Origin of the sequence: Mycobacterium sp. D16Q16 (genome assembly GCF_002013745.1) — a bacterium.
GTDB lineage: Bacteria > Actinomycetota > Actinomycetes > Mycobacteriales > Mycobacteriaceae > Mycobacterium.
This window is the reverse complement of record NZ_MAEY01000012.1, coordinates 133,965-150,512: the sequence shown is the minus strand read 5'-3', so window position 1 is coordinate 150,512 and position 16,548 is coordinate 133,965. Positions and strand designations below refer to the sequence as shown.

At 64.3% G+C, this 16,548-nt stretch carries 16 protein-coding genes; 10 read left to right on the top strand and 6 right to left on the bottom strand.

The window, feature by feature from the left end:
- Positions 1 to 25 precede the first annotated feature (25 nt).
- Positions 26 to 199 (bottom strand): DUF2613 domain-containing protein, encoded by a 174-nt coding sequence (locus B4394_RS13035; RefSeq protein ID WP_078293036.1) that lies wholly within the window; start codon positions 197 to 199, stop codon positions 26 to 28.
- A 276-nt stretch (positions 200 to 475) separates the two neighbouring features.
- On the opposite strand from B4394_RS13035, the gene B4394_RS13030 reads away from it, so the two are divergent.
- Together B4394_RS13030 and B4394_RS13025 are read left to right on the top strand one after the other, a co-directional pair.
- A complete protein-coding gene (locus B4394_RS13030) occupies positions 476 to 1,513 on the top strand; it encodes a discoidin domain-containing protein (protein ID WP_078315252.1) in 1,038 nt (345 codons plus the stop codon).
- A 68-nt stretch (positions 1,514 to 1,581) separates the two neighbouring features.
- Positions 1,582 to 3,258 carry a sulfatase-like hydrolase/transferase gene (locus B4394_RS13025; RefSeq protein ID WP_078315251.1) on the top strand — a complete coding sequence of 559 codons (1,677 nt, stop codon included), beginning with the start codon at positions 1,582 to 1,584 and terminating at the stop codon, positions 3,256 to 3,258.
- Between the two features lie 14 nt (positions 3,259 to 3,272).
- Here the strand turns inward: B4394_RS13025 and B4394_RS13020 are convergent, their stop codons facing one another.
- Positions 3,273 to 3,605, bottom strand: coding sequence for a TfoX/Sxy family protein (locus B4394_RS13020; protein ID WP_078307134.1), 333 nt, complete (start codon positions 3,603 to 3,605; stop codon positions 3,273 to 3,275).
- 88 nt (positions 3,606 to 3,693) lie between these two features.
- Between B4394_RS13020 and B4394_RS13015 the strand changes: the two genes are divergently transcribed.
- Together B4394_RS13015 and B4394_RS13010 are read left to right on the top strand one after the other, a co-directional pair.
- A complete protein-coding gene (locus B4394_RS13015) occupies positions 3,694 to 4,920 on the top strand; it encodes an RNA polymerase sigma factor (RefSeq protein WP_078315250.1) in 1,227 nt (408 codons plus the stop codon).
- A gap of 18 nt (positions 4,921 to 4,938) precedes the next feature.
- Positions 4,939 to 6,063: a glycoside hydrolase family 3 N-terminal domain-containing protein gene (locus B4394_RS13010; protein ID WP_078307138.1), complete on the top strand. Its 1,125-nt coding sequence runs from the start codon at positions 4,939 to 4,941 to the stop codon at positions 6,061 to 6,063.
- On the opposite strand, the gene B4394_RS13005 is transcribed toward B4394_RS13010, so the two are convergent.
- Positions 6,060 to 7,349: a cytochrome P450 gene (locus B4394_RS13005; protein ID WP_078307140.1), complete on the bottom strand. Its 1,290-nt coding sequence runs from the start codon at positions 7,347 to 7,349 to the stop codon at positions 6,060 to 6,062. The genes B4394_RS13010 and B4394_RS13005 overlap by 4 nt on opposite strands.
- Before the next feature lie 58 nt (positions 7,350 to 7,407).
- Positions 7,408 to 8,748 carry a cytochrome P450 gene (locus B4394_RS13000; protein WP_078307142.1) on the bottom strand — a complete coding sequence of 447 codons (1,341 nt, stop codon included), beginning with the start codon at positions 8,746 to 8,748 and terminating at the stop codon, positions 7,408 to 7,410.
- A 349-nt stretch (positions 8,749 to 9,097) separates the two neighbouring features.
- Between B4394_RS13000 and B4394_RS12995 the strand changes: the two genes are divergently transcribed.
- The 3 genes from B4394_RS12995 (at position 9,098) to B4394_RS12985 (ending at position 11,811) form a co-directional block, all read left to right on the top strand.
- Positions 9,098 to 10,948, top strand: coding sequence for a fatty acyl-AMP ligase (locus B4394_RS12995; RefSeq protein WP_078315249.1), 1,851 nt, complete (start codon positions 9,098 to 9,100; stop codon positions 10,946 to 10,948).
- A gap of 142 nt (positions 10,949 to 11,090) precedes the next feature.
- Positions 11,091 to 11,447, top strand: coding sequence for a YciI family protein (locus B4394_RS12990; RefSeq protein WP_078307146.1), 357 nt, complete (start codon positions 11,091 to 11,093; stop codon positions 11,445 to 11,447).
- Between the two features lies 1 nt (position 11,448).
- On the top strand, positions 11,449 to 11,811 hold the full coding sequence (locus tag B4394_RS12985) for a YciI family protein (protein ID WP_078307148.1): 363 nt from the start codon (positions 11,449 to 11,451) through the stop codon (positions 11,809 to 11,811).
- Positions 11,812 to 11,813: 2 nt separating this feature from the next.
- Here B4394_RS12985 and B4394_RS12980 read toward each other — a convergent pair whose 3' ends face one another.
- Complete coding sequence (locus B4394_RS12980) at positions 11,814 to 12,554, bottom strand: MerR family transcriptional regulator (RefSeq protein WP_078307150.1); 741 nt, start codon at positions 12,552 to 12,554, stop codon at positions 11,814 to 11,816.
- Between the two features lie 89 nt (positions 12,555 to 12,643).
- Between B4394_RS12980 and B4394_RS12975 the strand changes: the two genes are divergently transcribed.
- Both B4394_RS12975 and B4394_RS12970 read left to right on the top strand, forming a co-directional pair.
- Positions 12,644 to 13,534, top strand: coding sequence for a metal-dependent hydrolase (locus tag B4394_RS12975; protein ID WP_078307152.1), 891 nt, complete (start codon positions 12,644 to 12,646; stop codon positions 13,532 to 13,534).
- Positions 13,531 to 14,859 (top strand): cytochrome P450, encoded by a 1,329-nt coding sequence (locus tag B4394_RS12970; protein WP_286142054.1) that lies wholly within the window; start codon positions 13,531 to 13,533, stop codon positions 14,857 to 14,859. The genes B4394_RS12975 and B4394_RS12970 overlap by 4 nt, the downstream gene beginning before the upstream one ends.
- Here the strand turns inward: B4394_RS12970 and B4394_RS12965 are convergent.
- A complete protein-coding gene (locus B4394_RS12965; protein WP_078315276.1) occupies positions 14,856 to 15,743 on the bottom strand; it encodes a TerC family protein in 888 nt (295 codons plus the stop codon). The two genes, B4394_RS12970 and B4394_RS12965, sit on opposite strands and share 4 nt — an antisense overlap.
- Before the next feature lie 186 nt (positions 15,744 to 15,929).
- Between B4394_RS12965 and B4394_RS12960 the strand changes: the two genes are divergently transcribed.
- Entirely contained in the window at positions 15,930 to 16,547 is a 618-nt protein-coding gene (locus tag B4394_RS12960; RefSeq protein ID WP_030097306.1) for a TetR/AcrR family transcriptional regulator, read from the top strand.
- The last annotated feature ends 1 nt before the right edge of the window (position 16,548 follow it).

Sequence of the window (16,548 nt, the reverse complement as noted above, 5' to 3'; positions counted from 1 at the left end):
CGGCGCTGCCGGGGGCCGCGAGATGTCAGCTCCGGTTGCCGTAATCGGGGCGGTTGAGGATGGCGGTCGACGGATCGATTCCCGTCACGACCGGCTTCTTGTCCTGCTCGACCGACAGCGTGACGCCGAAGACGGCGGCGGCGCCCAGCAGCAGGCCGATCAGCACGCTTGCGGCGGCCGGCACCACAAATCTGGTCATCGGAGCTCCTCTGGGTCATGCAGATACCAGCGGCCAAACTAGCACGTCCGTCACGGGTGACAGTTCTGGACGGACAACCCACTGTGATACTGCGACGATTAGCTGGGTATCACTGGCGAGGTCGGGGGTGGGCAGACGAGCACTCTGCGGGCCTGCGGATACTCGGTTCGGGCGAGCCTCGAGTGAGCAAGGAACATGTTGAACCGTGAATAGACCGGCATGGCGGGTGGCCTCATGTGGCCGCTGGCGCCCGTTCGTGCGGAATAATGGCCGCCCATGACCGGTCCATATAACTACGGACCGGCGCCGGATTACGACGCGGAGCTTGCCGCCGCGCACAACCCGGCGCTACCGCAGGATCAACTGCTGCGACTGTGGCACACGCGTCCGGATCTGCGTGAAGCTCTGGCGCAGCTGCCTGCGTGCCCGCCTAACCTCGCCGCGCAGGTGAAGTTCTCCGATCCGTGGCGCGATCCGAATGCGCGATCGCATCGCGGGATCATCATGGCCTTCGCGATGCTCGCTGGTCTGCTCGTGGTCGTGGGGCTCGGCTACGTCGGATACATGGCGGTGCACGGCGACGGTTCCACCCAGCAGCAGACGCACGGGATGCTGCCGCCGAATGATCCGAAGACGACGAGCAGTGCGGCGACGACCACCACCGCGCCACCTCCCGTGCCGTCGAGTCCCGTCAAGCCGGTGGACTTGAGCACCAATTGCGTTCAGGCCGAGGACGGCACCGACAGCAATGGGGTGAAGTACGTCTACGACCCCGCTAAGGCATTCGACAACGACCCGCTCACCGCCTGGCGATGCCAGTGGAAGGAACAAGACGGCCAGTCGATCACGGCGAAGTTCGACCACCCGACACTCGTTACCTCGGTCGGTTTGGTGCCCGGATATGCCAAGACCGATATCGACGGATCCGACCGCTTCGCCCAGAACCGCAAGATCACCAGGGTGCGTTGGGAATTCAGCGACGGTAGTTCGGTCAAACAGCAGGTCCCGGTGAGCCGAGCGTTGGCAAGTGTCAAGGTCAATGTGGTGACCGATTCGGTGACCATGGTCATCGAGGCCACCGAACCCGGTGTGTCGATCGTGAACAAGAGTGGCCAGCGGCAGGACGCGTTCAACGGTCTTGTGTCGGTGAGCGAGATTGAGATCATGGGCACGCAGCCCCCGGCGGCCGAAGGGCCGGCGCCGTCGCCGGCGCCTCCGGTAGGTGCTCCGCCTCCGATGCCGGCGCCTGTCGCTCCGCCGCGCGGCGCGGCGCCCGCACCCGGCGCCGCGACCACGGCTCCCGCACAGCCGTAGCGCGTCGTACCCAAAACCGGCCGGGTTCTTCGGCGTTCATTGCCAGGAATTGCGGTTACGTTGGATGCATGGCCGAGCTCAACCGCAGGACCGTGCTGACCACTGGGGCTGTTGCGGCGGGTGCCGCCGCGGTCGGTTTCGGGGGATATGAGCTGCTCCGCAAGCCGAGTCGCACTGATTCACCGTCAGCCGGCGGGAACAAGCCGAACATCTTGGTGATCGTCGTGGATCAGATGCGGGCCCCGCAGTGGTTCCCCGATGTTCAGAAACTCACCAACCTCTTACCCAGTCTTAGTCGATTGCAAAGGGACAGCATCACCTTCGCGTCGCACTACACCGCATCGAACATGTGCACCCCGTCACGGGGAGCCATGACGACCGGGCTGTACTCACATCAGACCGGATGTCTGTTCACCGGGGAGGGGCCAACCGAATCGAGCCTGGCACCGCAGTTCCCCACCTGGGGCACCATGCTGCGACAGCAGGGATATCAGACCTGGTGGTGGGGCAAGTGGCATCTCGGTCACTGGAGTGACAACACACCCGAAGGTCTTGATGCACATGGTTTCTCGGGCGGCACCTTCCCGTCGCCGAACGGCATGCCGAACCAGGGACTGCAGAAGGACCCGGGGATCGTCGACCAGTTCGCGGGGTGGTTCGACGCCGAGGCAGGCAAGGGGCCGTGGTGCACGACGGTCTCTCTGGTGAATCCGCATGACATCTGCTGGTGGCCCAAGAATCCTCTCCCGGAAGATGTTCCGCACTGGTTTGATGCTGTGCCGGTCAACTTCCAGACGCCCGATGAGCTGCGCCAGCACGGCAAGCCGCAGCTGCAGATCGACTACGCCAATTTCATGTCGCCGATCATGACGGGCGCGGTGACCTACTCGGGACCGGATATGGCCCGTCAATGGGCCCGCTGCCTTGATATGTACCTGTGGCTACAACAGCAGGTGGATGCCCAGGTCGGCCGGGTGCTGGACAAGCTGGCATCGCGCCCAGAGGTGGATCGCAACACCGTCGTCGTCTTCACCTCCGATCATGGCGAATACGCGGGCTCGCATGGACTGCGCGGCAAGGGGGCCACTGCGTACGAGGAGGCCATCCGGGTTCCGCTGTACATCCGCGATCCGCACGGTGTGCTCACCCCGAAGCCGGGGGACACGCGCACCCAGCTGACCTCCAGCGTTGACCTCGCACCCCTGCTGCTGACGATCGGTTCCGGCGGCAATGGCTGGCGTTCTGATCCGCGTTTTTCGTATCTGGCCGCGCGCGCCGACATCGCCGGCATCGCTAAAAACAATGCGGCAGGGCGCAAGTGGATCGCGCACGTCACCGATGACATGTCGGTGGAAGAGATGGCCACCTTCCTCAAGGATCCCCAGATCCGTGCGGTGATGGGTGAGAACGCGCCCACCGAGATCCCCACCTCGGCGCCCAGTCATATCGTCGCGGTCCGTACCGCCGAGGCGAAGCTGGCCACCTACTCGTACTGGAAATCCGGCGGCATGCAGATCGACAGTGCGCGGCCGTCGGATCGCGAATTCTATGACTATTCAACGCCTTCCGGTCAGCAAGAGATCGAGAACCAGACAGGGCGCGGGGGCAAGGAGGCCGGGCTGCAAGCCCTCATCGACAACGAGGTGCTGCCTGAGGTGCAGGCGCCGTTGCCGACGTTCCTGGGTGAGGCGCAGGAGCAGGGCCTGGCCGATATGCAGAAACTGATGGTGCTGCGCGGCGGATAGTCGATCGGCGCGGTCTACTTGGGTGGAAGCGACCCGGCGAAGGCCAGTGCCCGTTTCACCCACGGCTCCAGCTGTCGCTTGGTGCGCACACCCTCGGCGTCGATGCTCAACCAGCCATCCATCTCGCGCCCACCCATCACCATCCGGCTCACATGCTTCTTGGCCGTCAGGGCCTCGGTGTCGTGGGGATCGCAGCGGGCCAGTAGTCCGCCTTCGCGTTTCGCGGCGACCGTCATGTGCCCGTCCACCAGAAACGCGAGGCCGCCAAACATCCGTTTCTCGGTGACACCCTTCGTTGCCGCGATCACTTCACGGATGCGCTCCACGAGGTCCTCGTCATAGGCCATGGGGTCAATTGTCGCGCGCTGTCGATTGAGATACCTGCTGTTCGTGGTCCTGATAGGACACACGACACCTGAGAGGCACCATTGACCCGTGGCGCACGACGAGATAGGCCGGATCTTCCGCGAGGAGTACGGCCGCACCGTGGCGACCTTGATCCGCTACTTCGGCAGCATCGACCTCGCCGAGGACGCCGTACAAGAAGCGTTCGAGGTAGCCATCGCGAAATGGCCGCAGGACGGCATACCGCCGAATCCCGGCGCGTGGATCACCACGACGGCCCGCAACCGCGGCATCGACAAACTGCGGCGCGACCGGCGGCGCGACGAACTGTCCAGGGAGACAACGGCTCTCGACGAGGAGCAACCGGAACCCCAGGAGGTGGGTCCGGTGCAGGATGATCGCCTGCGGCTCATCTTCACCTGCTGTCACCCGGCGCTGTCCCCCGAGGCGCAGGTCGCCCTGACACTGCGCTTACTCGGCGGACTCACCACGCCCGAGATCGCCCATGCGTATCTGGTCTCCGAATCGACCATGGCCGCGCGCATCACACGAGCCAAGAAGAAGATCGCGTCGGCGGGTATTCCGTACCGAGTGCCCGGGGATCACGATCTGCCGGACCGGCTGTCATCGGTGCTGGCCGCGCTCTACCTCGTCTACAACGAGGGCTATGCCGCCTCTTCAGGCACCACGCTCACCCGCACGGATCTGTCCGCCGAGGCGATCAGGCTGGCGAGGGTGCTCGCTGATCTGATGCCCGACGAACCCGAGGCCGTGGGACTGCTCGCATTGGTGCTGCTCACCGAGGCCCGCCGTCCCGCCCGGACCGATGGCGCCGGAGCGCTCGTGCTGCTCGCCGATCAGGACCGCACGCGGTGGAACCACGCGATGATCGAGGAGGGGCACCAACTGGTACGACGCTGCCTGAGGCGCAACGCCCCGGGCCCGTATCAGATCCAGGCCGCCATCAATGCCGTCCATGACGACGCTCCCTCGGCAGCGCTTACCGACTGGGGTCAGATCGTCGCGCTGTATGACCAGCTGACGGTGTTCACTCCCACCACTGTCGTCGCCCTCAATCGTGCGGTGGCCATTGGTGAACGCGACGGCGCGCAGGCCGGACTGGATGCCATCGACTCGCTGCGGCAGCATCTCGACGCCTACTACCCACTGCATGCCGCGCGCGCCGATCTGCTCACCAGACTCGGCCGGAATCGGGAGGCAGCGGACGCCTACCGAAAAGCATTGGTACTCACGGATAACGAGGTATTCCGCGGGTACCTCGGTGACCGGCTGGCCCGGCTCGACACCGGCGCATGACACGATGGCCTCATGAGAATGCGTGCAGGGCTAGTACTGACCGGTCTCGTTGCGGTGGCGCTGTCCGCCTGTGGCGGCAACGCGCCGGAGCCGGCGAAGGAGTCCGCTACGTCCGCACCAAAGACGCCCGTCACTGCCGCGCCCGCAGGCGATCTAGCCTGCCTGAGCACCCGCGACAGGTTGGCGCAGCTACTCATGGTGGGCGTCAAGGACGCCGACGACGCCCGCGCACTGGTGCGTGATCACCACGTCGGCGGCATCTTCGTCGGCAGCTGGACCAAGAAGGAGATGCTGACCGACGGCTCCCTGCACGACGTCGTCACCGCCGGGCCGATCCCGGCCGCGGTGAGCGTCGACGAGGAGGGCGGCCGGGTGTCTCGTCTGAAGGACCTCATTGGTCCGTCGCCGTCCGCCCGGGAGCTGGCCGCCACCCAGACCCCCGAACAGGTGCAAGCGCTCAGCCAGGAACGTGGTCAGAAGATGAAGGACCTCGGCATCACCATCGACTTCGCCCCCGATGCCGATGTGACCGATGGCGACCCTGATGGCGCGATCGGCGACCGTTCCTACAGCGGCGATCCGCAGAAGGTCGCCGAGTACGCCGAGGCCGCCGTGCGGGGATATCAGGCCGGCGGCGTAGGCGCCGTGGTCAAGCATTTCCCGGGCCATGGTCACGCTTCGGGCGATTCGCACACCAACGGTGTGGTGACCCCGCCGCTGGAGCAGCTGCGGGACACCGATTTGGTGCCGTACCGCTCGCTGGTGACCAGCGGTGCCGCCGTGATGATCGGCCACATGCAGGTGCCCGGACTGACCGGCGACGACCCGGCCAGCCTGAGCGCTGCCGCAGTCGACTTGCTGCGCAAGGGAACCGGCTACGGAGCGCCGACTTACGACGGCGTGATCTTCACCGATGACTTGTCCTCGATGGCTGCCATCACCGACCGCTTCCCGATCGAGGAGGCCGTGCTCAAGTCGATCAAGGCGGGCATCGACTGGGCGCTCTGGGTGAGTACCGAGAAGGTCGGCTCTGTTCTGGACCGTCTCGAATCGGCCTACAACGCAGGTGAATTGAACGGCGACGCGATCAATGCGTCGGTGCGCCGGGTGCTGGCGTTCAAGGGTGTTCCCGCCTGCGGTTAATGCCCCAGCGTTACGGGCAGACTGCGCAGCCCGTGAATACCCATCCCGTCGAAGTACTGTGGCTCGCCTGCCAGCGCTAAGCGCGGGAAGCGTTCGAAGAGCGACTGCAGGGCGATGTGCAGCTCGACGCGTGCCAGCACCTGGCCGAGGCACACGTGAATTCCGGTGCCCAGCGTGATGTTCTCGCGCGCATTGGCGCGGGTGATGTCGAAGACGTCCGGGTTCTCGAATGCGGCGGGGTCGCGGTTGGCCCCGCCGAGCAACAGCAGCGCCGACTGACCGGCCTCGATGGTGTGTCCCTCGATCTCGACCGTCTCGGTGGCGACGCGGGCGGACCATTGATTCGAGGTGTCGTAGCGCATGAGCTCCTCGACGGCGTTGGGCCACAGACTCGGATCGGCGTGTAGCGCCGCCAGCTGCTCCGGGTGGCGCAGCAGTGTGACTATCGCCTTGCCCATCAGGTGCGTGGTGGTCACGAATCCCGCGCCCAGGAACACCGCGAAGAACATCTTGAGCTCGAAATGGCTCAGATCACTGTCGAGAAGCCCTGCGGCCAGTTCGCTCGTGGTTCCGTCCCGGCGAAGCCGGGCGACGTGCTTCTCGAGGTACTCATCTATTTCCCGTAAAGCCGCTGTGCCATCCTGGTATTGGCGCCAAGACGGTGCGGTGGTAGCGATCAGCTGGATCGCGCGATTCATGGCCGTGTACAGGAGCGAGTAGTCCTGCGGAGGTACGGCGATCATCTCGCCGATCACGGCGATGGGGATTTTCGCGGTGAAATCGGTGATCAGATCCGGGTGAGGACGCTGTTCCAGCGCGTCCAGGTGGCCGTTCGTCACCTCCTGGATGCGTCCGCGGAGAGACTCGATGGCGCGCGGAGTGAATGGCGCGGCGACAAGACGTCGCAGCCGACCGTGATCGGGTGGGTCGGTGATCAGAATGGATGGCGGCTCGGCGGGATTGAGCAGCCGCGGGTCGCTCCACGCGGCCAGGCGCTTGATGATGGGCGACGCGGACCGGTGCTCGGGCTTGAAGGTGACGAACCGGTTGTCGCGGAAGATTGTTCGGACGATCTGCGCATCCGCGGTGATCCAGCCACCGCCGGACTGTGACATCCTTCCGCGGCCGCGGATTTTGTCGATGATGCCGTAGATGCCCGCGGCCTGGGCGGTGTCGATTCCGAGCTGCGCGACGGGTTCACCTCGGCGGGCAAGCACTTTCAGGTACGCACGGGCTATCCCATGCGTCACGGCCCAATGGGTGCGCTGTTTGATCCGGTCGTGCATCTGTCCGATCCCCGTGTCGGCCCGCTCGATGCCAAGCGGACACCAAGCAGCCTCGAGATTAACTGCTGGCCCGCACCCGGGCACGGCCGAGGTTCACCGGCAGGCTTCCGAAGCCATGCAGATTGACATGCTTACCGGGGGTCGGATCGGCGGCCAGGGAGAGTTCGGGGAAGCGTTCGAAGAGCGACTGCAACGCCACCACTCCTTCCATCCGGGCCAGGCTCGCCCCCAGGCAGACATGTACTCCGCTGCCGAACGCCACGTGCTCGCGTGCGTTGGCGCGGCTGACGTCGAAGACATCGGGCTCGTCGAAAACAGCCGGGTCGCGGTTGGCGCCACCGAGCAGCAGCACCGCCATAGAGCCGGCAGGCAGTGTGTGCCCTTCGAATTCGACTGTTTCGGTGGCTACCCGGCCGGTGACCTGCACGGGGGAGTCGTAGCGCAGAATCTCCTCGACGGCGTTCGGCCACCCCTCCGGATTCTCCCGCAGATAGTCCAGCTGTTCTGAGTGACGCAGCAGAGCCACGATGCCATTCCCGATGAGATTGACCGTCGTCTCGAATCCGGCGCCGAGCAGCAGTGCCATGGTTGCCTTGAGTTCGCGGTCGTTCAGATCGCCGTCGCGCACGATGCTCGCGAGGATGCCGTCGAGGGTGGGATCCTGCGCCAGCTCGCTGCGCAACTGGATCAGGTGCGCGTCGAAGTAGCGGTCGATCTCCACGAGCGCCTGGGTGGCGTCTCGATACGCCGACCAGGTCATGCCGATATCCAAGAGCGCCGCTCCGTGGTTGCCCCATTGGAGAAGGAAGGGGGCGTCGGCGCGCGGCACGCCGAGCATCTCGGCGATGATCGCCACCGGTAGTTGGGACGCGTAGTCGTCGAGCAGATCGGCGCGCTCTTGCCGTTCCAGGTTCTCGAGCAGTTCGAGTGTCACCTCGCGGACGCGGTCTTCCAACTTGCTCACCGCGCGCGGCGTGAACGCCTTGGATACCAGCTTGCGGAACCGGGTGTGTTCGGGCGGATCGACGGCCAGCATGGCGGGCGGCTCCACCGGATTGGGCAGACCGGGCTCGGTTTTCTCGAAGATCCACCGGCTGAGCGCCTGGGGCAGAACGGGGGAGGGAATGTTGTTGGGCGCCATCGTGATGAATCGGTGGTCCCGCAAGATCTCGCGTGTCTGCGCCAGGCCGGTGAAGACCAGGCCGGTGGCGCGAGCCGGAGCGATCGGACCGACTGACCGGATCTGTTCGATGTACCGGTAGTGATTGTCGGCTCGGTCCGGGCTGAGGAACAACGCCGCCAACGGCATCGTGCGGACCTGCGTGAGTAGTCCGATGCGGCTGATGCCGTGCATGGCCACCCACCGCGACCAGTACTTGACCCGATTCCTGGGGCGCATATCTGCCTCCGACGCTGGATGCTATTTGTCACGAGTCTAATAGCGGCCCGGCGGGAAGGGAATGCCGAAAAATCTTGAGGGATTTTCCAGGCTGCAGGCAGGAGATGGGCCACGCCCGGCGTCGATCGGTCGTACCGATCACATCACTACTCCGGGGTGTCAAAGCACACAGTGAACAATGTGCTCTCGGGCCTTTTTAGACACGGCGTCCTAATGGGACTTCGAGTACCGTTTGCTACTGGTACGTCACGTACCATCTACGTTCGGTCGGGACCGTAGCAAAGCGTGATGGCCTATTCATGGCTACTCGTCGTCCGGCTGTCGTAGTTACGGCTACGCGGAGGTTGGGATGAGTGCGCTGGTGACAGGGTTACGTGTCGAGGAGTACCTGGACGAGACGGGCGCCATCTCCTTACCGGACGGCTACACCGTCAACCATTATCTTGAGAGCGCTGTCGACGGCGAGCATGACACTTTTGCCTATCGCTATGTGGACTTCAGTAGCGACCCGGACGGCGAACCGTCCGATCTGAACTGGCCACAGCTTCGTGCGCGTTCCCGTGCCGTCGCGGCACGGCTTCAGCAGGTGACCAAGCCGGGAGACCGGGTCGCGATCCTGGCGCCCCAAGGCCTTGATTACGTCATCGGCTTCTTCGCCGCCATCGAGGCCGGAAACATCGCGGTCCCCCTCTTCGCCCCGGAACTTCCCGGGCACGCCGAACGGCTCGACGCGGTGCTTACCGACGCCCAACCGACGGTCGTGCTTACCAACGAAGCGGCCGCCGAATCCGTCAGCAGCTTCGTCCGAAGACTGCCGCGCGAGCGTCGCCCCCGGGTACTTGCCGTCGACGGCGTGCCGAATTCGGTGGGCGCCACCTATGCCAGAGTGACGCCGAGTACCGATGACATCGCCTACTTGCAGTACACATCGGGTTCGACGCGAGTGCCCGCCGGTGTGGAGATCACCCACCGTGCGGTGATGACCAACGTCCTGCAAATGGTCATCTCGGTGGGCCTGGATGTCGATGTCCGAGGAGCGAGTTGGCTGCCGCTCTATCACGACATGGGTCTGCTCATGCTCATGTTCCCGCTCTGCGGAGGCCGGATGACGCTGATGTCCCCGATGTCGTTCGTGCGCCGGCCCGGACGCTGGATCAAGGAGCTCGCGGCCGCGTCTCACCTGGGCCGCACCTTTGGAGCAGCCCCCAACTTCGCCTTCGAGCTCGCCGCCGAGCGCGGCCTACCGAAGGACGGCGAAGCCCTAGACCTGAGCAATGTGGCGGGGCTGATCAATGGTTCCGAGCCGGTCAGCATTGCCTCGATCCGGAAGTTCAACGCAGCCTTCGGCCCACATGGTCTGCCGCCCAACGCCATTAAGCCCTCCTACGGCATGGCCGAGGCGACGCTGTTCGTCTCCTCCATCGCCCCCGAGGCAGAGCCGTCTGTCATCTATGTGGATCGTGAACAGCTAGGCGCAGGGTATGCGGTCCGCGTGGAAGCCACTCACGAGAATGCGGTGCCGCAAGTGTCGTGTGGGCAGATCGCCCGCAGCCAGTGGGCTGTCATCGTCAATCCCGGCACCGAGGCGGAGCTGCCCGACGGGCAGGTGGGTGAGATCTGGCTGCACGGCAACAACATTGGCCGCGGTTACTGGGGCCGGCCCAGAGAGACAGACCTCTCCTTCCATAACAAGCTGCAGGAACGTGTAGCCGAGGACAGTCACGCCGTGGGTACCGAACCGGGCGCGCTCTGGTTCCGCACCGGAGACCTTGGTGTCTATGTCGACGGCGAGCTCTACATCACCGGGCGGGTTAAAGATCTGGTGATTGTGGACGGCCGTAACCACTACCCGCACGACATCGAGGCCACGGTCGAAGAGTCGTCGCCGGTGGTGCGGCGCGGCTTCGTGGCGGCCTTCTCGGTGCCCGCCAACGAGTTGCCGGTTGGCGTCGATGCGGGTGATGGCGCCGGGGAGAGATTGGTCATCGTCGCTGAGCGGGCCGCTGGAGCCGGGCGGGCCGAACCCGGCCCCATCGTCGACGCGATCCGCGCCGCGGTGTCCCGTCGGCACACACTGCCGGTCACCGATGTGCAGCTGGTTCAGGCCGGCGCGATCCCGCGTACCAGCAGCGGAAAGATCGCACGCCGAGCCTGCCGCCAGGAGTACCTGAACAACAAACTCGGAACGCGCGCCTCCTAAGTAGGCGGTTCCAAGCACGATCTTTCGCGATCTCTTCCCGAATTTTCGATGAGGTGTCGATTCTGGGGAGGTCTATTCGTGGTGTGGTTGAAGGGAAGCCGAACGGGCGCCCATCGATGGCTACGGATAGAAAAGGACGACCATGAAGCAGTACTTACTCTCGGTCCACAGTTACGCGGAGAACGCGGCCGATTGGAGTGACGAGGATGTGCAGCGGCTCTACGCACAGACTGGCGTGCTCAACGAGAGGATGAAGGAGGCCGGTGTCTGGGTCTTCGCCAACGGGCTGACCGAACCGTCGGATGCGACGGTGGTGCGCAGCGCGGACGGCAAGATCACCACCACCGACGGCCCATACCTGGAAACCAAGGAGCACCTCGGCGGTTTCTGGATCATCAACGCGCCCGACCTGGACGCGGCGCTGAAGTGGGCTGCCGAGGGGTCGGCGGCATGCGAGGAGCCCGTCGAGGTGCGCCCCTTCCAGGACGAGGAGGCCTGACATGAGCCGCTATCTACTCTCGATCGTCTACCCGCCCGAGGCGGTCCAGCCCGACGCCGCCGCGCTGGAAACCATCGGCGCCGATGTGCAGGCAGTCACCCGGCGCATGCAGGAGGCGGGTGTGTGGCTGTTCGCGGCCGGATTGCAGCCTGCCGACACCGCGACCATGGTGACCGCCAACGCCTCTGGGCATACCGCCACCGACGGTCCCTACACCGAGACCAAGGAGCAGCTCGGCGGCTTCAGCATCATCGACGTGCCCACCCTGGCCGAAGCCCAGCAGTGGGCCGCCGAGGTGTCCCGCGCGGTCTGGTGCCCCATCGAGGTACGTGGCCTGGACCGGGGCTGCGGCGAGGTGGACTGAGCTCAGGCCGACGAGGCCGGGCGGGTGCTCTTGAGCATCGTCTCGGCCTCGTCGGCCTGCTGCAAGAGAATCGGATCGACGGTGTCGTCCAGGGCACGGGCCAACAGCCGGGAGGCCAGCGTGACCGTCAACTGCTTTGCCCGCGAGGCATTATCGGCGATGGTTTCCCAGTCGGTGGAGGTGTATCCGGATTCGGTGAAGGGCTGCCACACGTCGGCGACGTAGGCACCGAGAAGTAGTTGGGCTATCTGGTGCTGAAGCCGATCGACTTCGCGGAGCGTCTCGGATATGCGAGACAGGGACATACCGGCGGTCACCAGCAGCTGGATGGCGTCAAGTGTTTCGGTATCCCGCACCGACACCGTCTGGATGTCGATGTCGGAGAGCAGTCCCGCCTCGGCCAGTGCGGTGTCGGCATCCTCGCCGAGGCGCTGTACCAGCTCGGCGCGGGGGAGGATCACCGGCTCGCCGGTGGCGAAGGGACTGAGGGCCTCGGTGACCATCTTGCGCACGCTGTCCTCCGAGCCGCCGCCGGAGTCAATGACCCGTCGGATGACATCCAGCGGAAAGCCTTGGGACTTAAGATTTTTCACGTGGTTAATGATCGCCACGTGGTCATCGGAGTAGATGCCGATACGTCCCCGCTTTTCGGGCGGGGGAACCAGTCCGAGCGTCTGCCACTCACGGATGTTGCGCGCCGTCATGGCCACCCGCTGTGCCAGCTGATCGATCGTCAGTTCCATCAGGGTTAAAGATTACCCCATTGTCCGTTACGGAAAGTTCCGTTACGGTTATTGATGGAACTCAACGACGAGTGATGAGAGGTTCACCCATGGTGGCGACCGCCCAGGGCACGTATCCGAAGACGCGACGAATCCAGTTCGGATTCGAAAAGACGCCCGCGGGGCCGAAGCATTTCGCGCAGGACGACATCGTCTTCAGTCACACCGTGGCCTTTCTTTCCGCGATCTTTCCCCCGGGCGAGGACATCTTCGTCCGATCGGTGCGCCGCTACCGGGACAAGATCACCGATCCCGATCTCAAAAAGAGAGTGGCCGGGTTTATCGGTCAGGAAATGACGCACGGATTGCAGCACCGTGAGCTTAACGAGCAGCTTGCTGAGATGGGTTATCCCACAGCATGGTTCGAGTACTTCCTGCAGAGCACCGAGCGTATGGAGAAGTTTCTCGACAAGCAGTACCCCGACCCGGACCGACTGACCAGGTTGCGGCACCTGCTCCTGGCCTTCACCGTGGGCGCCGAGCACTTCACCGCGGTATTCGCCGAGAATGTCCTGGGGCGTCCTGATATCCAGAGACTGCTCTCGGACCCGGAGATCCGGAACATGCTCAATTGGCATGCGCTCGAAGAGCTGGAGCACAAGTCGGTGGCCTTCGACGTCTACCGTGAGATCGGCGCATCGGAGGAACTGCGCATCCGCATGATGCGGTTTCTCTCGACCATCGCCGTGCCGACGATCACGCTGGCTTCCTGGATTTCGATCGTCACCACCGATCCGGTGGGCCGGCGCCAGCCGTTGCGGCTGCTGCGTGAAACCTTCAGCATGGTGCGTGGCCCGCTGTTCCGCGGCATCTACCGGGATATGAAGCCGTTCATGCGCAAGGGATTTCATCCGGATGACGTCGATACCACGCTGCTGCTGAATGAGTGGCAGGACAGGTTGTTCGGTGCCGAGGGCGAGCTGGTCGGGCACTTGAAATGACCATACTGAGCGGTCTTCGCGCCAGCGGCTCATCGATGAGACACGACGCCCAGCTGGTCCGCACCACGACGAGGCCGGTGGTGCGGTCCTTGATGTCCAACGCGTCGGATGAGTTGCGGGCCAGGGTGCGACGTCGCTCTTTCCCGGGTGTGCCGGAAACCGACTTCGATCCCATGGATCCGTCGACCGCGGCCAGCCCGCACCCCGGATATCGTGCGCTGCTCTCCGGTGAGCGGGTGCACTACAACCGGAAGCGCAACATCTTCATTCTGTGCCGCTATGAAGACGTGCGCGCGGCCGCGCGCAACGACGCGCTGCTCTCGAACCGGGATGGCGTGGTGCGAGCCAGATTTGACGTACCCGTGTTGCTGAACATGGACAGGCCGCGGCACACCGAGCTGCGTCGCAAGGCGCTGCCGGGATTCACCCGCGGCGCGCTGGAGGGCTGGGCGCCGACAGTGGACCGGATGGCCACCGAGCTGGTGACCGAACTCCTCAACCACCCCGGTGCCGATGTCGTCGAACACCTGGCGGTTCCGCTGCCCATGCGGATGATCGCGCACATCCTGGGCATTCCACCCGAAGATGAGGCGTTCTTCCGGCACTGGTCCAACGAAACCGTGCGGGTGGCGAACGTGGAGTTCAGTCCCAGGGGCCTGCGACAGGTTCCGGGGACGCTCAACGGGCTTCGGCACCTGCATGACTACTTTCTGACCCAGCTCGGTAAGGGAAATCTGCTGGGAGCAGATACCGTGCTGGGCAAGCTCGTCGCGGATGCCGGCGAGGGCGAGATCAGTCACGACGAGCTGTTCTACTTCGCCCTGCTGCTCTTGCTGGCAGGGAACGAGACCACCACCAATCTGCTGAGCACCATGTTTCTCACCATGTCGGAGAACCCGGATCAGTATGAGCTCATTAGATCTGACCCGAAGCTTCTCGCGGGAGCGGTGGAGGAACAGCTGCGGTACTCCTCACCGATTCAGAACTTCTATCGCACGGCTACACAGGATTACGCGGTCGGTGACGTGGTGATCCCGGCGGGTGCGCGGGTAGCGCTGTTATGGGGCGCGGCCAATCGCGATCCGCGCGAATTCGATGATCCAGACCGGTTCCTCGCAGCCCGTCCGGTCAGCCAGCACGTGGCCTTCGGGTCGGGGATACATCTGTGCCTCGGTGCGGGGCTGGCCCGCATGGAAGGGCAAGCGGTCTTGCGCGAGCTGGTCACCCGCGTGGATCGGATCGAGATCGACGGGACACCCCGCTGGACCACCAACAGCTCGCTGCGCGGCCTGGAGGAGCTTCGGGTTCGGCTCGCGCCGCGCTAGCCAAGGCCGGCGCGGGAATCGCCGCCCTTGCCGTCCACCGGCTTTCGGGACAACCCCACTGAGCCGGCGTCCGGACTCGTTGACGTCGCCGCGGCGATCGCCACGGACTCGTCGACATCCGGATAGGTGGGCCGCAGAGCGACCGGCCGATGAGTCGTATTGTCCTGCCTGGCTTTCCGTGCAGCAGCCAAGAGGTTGAGGGCCTCGACCAGAATGGCGAAGGCCATCGGGCCATAGATCATCGCCTTGTCGATCTTGATGCCGAAGCCGTCGGCGATGAGGAACACTCCGATGAGCAGCAGGAAGGACAGCGCGAGCATCTTGACCGTCGGATGCCGGTTGACGAAGGCGAAGACGAAGCGAGATGCGAAGAGCATGATCGCGAAGGAAAGCACCACCACGGTGACGATGACGAGCATATTGCTCGTCATGCCCACGGCGGTGATTACCGAGTCGAGCGAGAACACCAGATCCAGTAGCAGGATCTGCACCAGCACGGACTTAAATGTTGTGACGCCCGAGGATGATTCGCTTTCCTCTCCGGTGCCTTCCAGTTTGAGGTGTATCTCGTGTACCGCCTTGTAGACCAGGAACAGCCCACCGGCGATCAGAATGAAGTCCTTGATCGAGAAGCCATGGCCCAGAAGTTCGAGAACGTCTTCCTTGAGGGTGATGATCCAGCCGGCCACAAACACCAATCCGACGCGCATGACCATCGCGAGGGTTAGCCCCAGGTTGCGTGCCCTGGCCTGCTGGGCGATGGGGAGCTTGCTGGCGAGGATTGAGATGAAGATGACGTTATCGATGCCCAGGACCACTTCCAGCACGAACAGAGTGAGGAAGACGGCCACCAGGTCGGGGGTCAGCGCAAGGGTGAAGTCCACGCCGCGCATGGTACGGGGCGGGGGTATCCGGAAGGTAGCGTTTGCGCGCTAGGCTGGGGGCGGAGACAAAAACACTCCATTTCAGCGGTCCCAGCACGCCGTAGCGGGACGGTATGCAATAGTCGAACCAACCAGTAGCTTACTCTGGAGTAAGTTCGCGTTGACGTCCCAACCTCGGAGGCAGCCATGGCCGGTGGTACCAAGCGGCTGCCCCGTGCTGTTCGGGAGCAGCAGATGCTGGATGCCGCTGTGCAGGAGTTCGCGCTCAACGGCTTCCGGGACACCTCGATGGATGCCATCGCCGCAGCGGCCAAGATTTCCAAGCCGATGCTCTATCTGTATTACGGCTCCAAGGAAGATCTCTTCGTGGCGTGCCTTCGCCGTGAGCTCGGCCGGTTCGTCGAGGCGGTGCGTGGCGATATCGATCTGACGAAATCGCCACGAGACGTGTTGAGCACCACGGTCGTATCGTTTCTCAACTACGTCGACACGCACCGGGCGTCCTGGATCGTCATCTACGGACAGGCCACCAGTACGCAGCTGTTCGCCAAGCAGGTACGCGAGGGGCGTGACCGGATCATCGAACTGGTGGCGCGTCTGATCAAGGCCGCTTCACCGGAGATCGACCCCGACACCGACTACGACGCCATGGCTGTCGCTCTCGTCGGCGGTGGCGAGGCCGTAGCGTCCCGGGTGGCGACCGGCGATATCAAGGTCGAGAGCGCGAAAGACACGCTGCTCAACCTCGGTTGGCGTGGTCTGCGGGGCCGTCCGCGCGATGAGCCTGTGGCCAAACGCGCCTAGG

What these genes read in the sequence shown, in the direction of transcription:
- B4394_RS13030 (WP_078315252.1), top strand. Translation starts at nt 476, where the DNA reads ATGACCGGTCCATATAACTACGGACCGGCGCCGGATTACGACGCGGAG.
- B4394_RS13025 (WP_078315251.1), top strand. Translation starts at nt 1,582, where the DNA reads ATGGCCGAGCTCAACCGCAGGACCGTGCTGACCACTGGGGCTGTTGCG.
- B4394_RS12995 (WP_078315249.1), top strand. Translation starts at nt 9,098, where the DNA reads ATGAGTGCGCTGGTGACAGGGTTACGTGTCGAGGAGTACCTGGACGAG.
- B4394_RS12990 (WP_078307146.1), top strand. Translation starts at nt 11,091, where the DNA reads ATGAAGCAGTACTTACTCTCGGTCCACAGTTACGCGGAGAACGCGGCC.
- B4394_RS12960 (WP_030097306.1), top strand. Translation starts at nt 15,930, where the DNA reads ATGGCCGGTGGTACCAAGCGGCTGCCCCGTGCTGTTCGGGAGCAGCAG.
- B4394_RS13000 (WP_078307142.1), bottom strand. Translation starts at nt 8,748, where the DNA reads ATGCGCCCCAGGAATCGGGTCAAGTACTGGTCGCGGTGGGTGGCCATG.
- B4394_RS13020 (WP_078307134.1), bottom strand. Translation starts at nt 3,605, where the DNA reads ATGGCCTATGACGAGGACCTCGTGGAGCGCATCCGTGAAGTGATCGCG.
- B4394_RS12985 (WP_078307148.1), top strand. Translation starts at nt 11,449, where the DNA reads ATGAGCCGCTATCTACTCTCGATCGTCTACCCGCCCGAGGCGGTCCAG.
- B4394_RS13010 (WP_078307138.1), top strand. Translation starts at nt 4,939, where the DNA reads ATGCGTGCAGGGCTAGTACTGACCGGTCTCGTTGCGGTGGCGCTGTCC.
- B4394_RS13035 (WP_078293036.1), bottom strand. Translation starts at nt 199, where the DNA reads ATGACCAGATTTGTGGTGCCGGCCGCCGCAAGCGTGCTGATCGGCCTG.
- B4394_RS12975 (WP_078307152.1), top strand. Translation starts at nt 12,644, where the DNA reads ATGGTGGCGACCGCCCAGGGCACGTATCCGAAGACGCGACGAATCCAG.
- B4394_RS12970 (WP_286142054.1), top strand. Translation starts at nt 13,531, where the DNA reads ATGACCATACTGAGCGGTCTTCGCGCCAGCGGCTCATCGATGAGACAC.
- B4394_RS12980 (WP_078307150.1), bottom strand. Translation starts at nt 12,554, where the DNA reads ATGGAACTGACGATCGATCAGCTGGCACAGCGGGTGGCCATGACGGCG.
- B4394_RS13005 (WP_078307140.1), bottom strand. Translation starts at nt 7,349, where the DNA reads ATGCACGACCGGATCAAACAGCGCACCCATTGGGCCGTGACGCATGGG.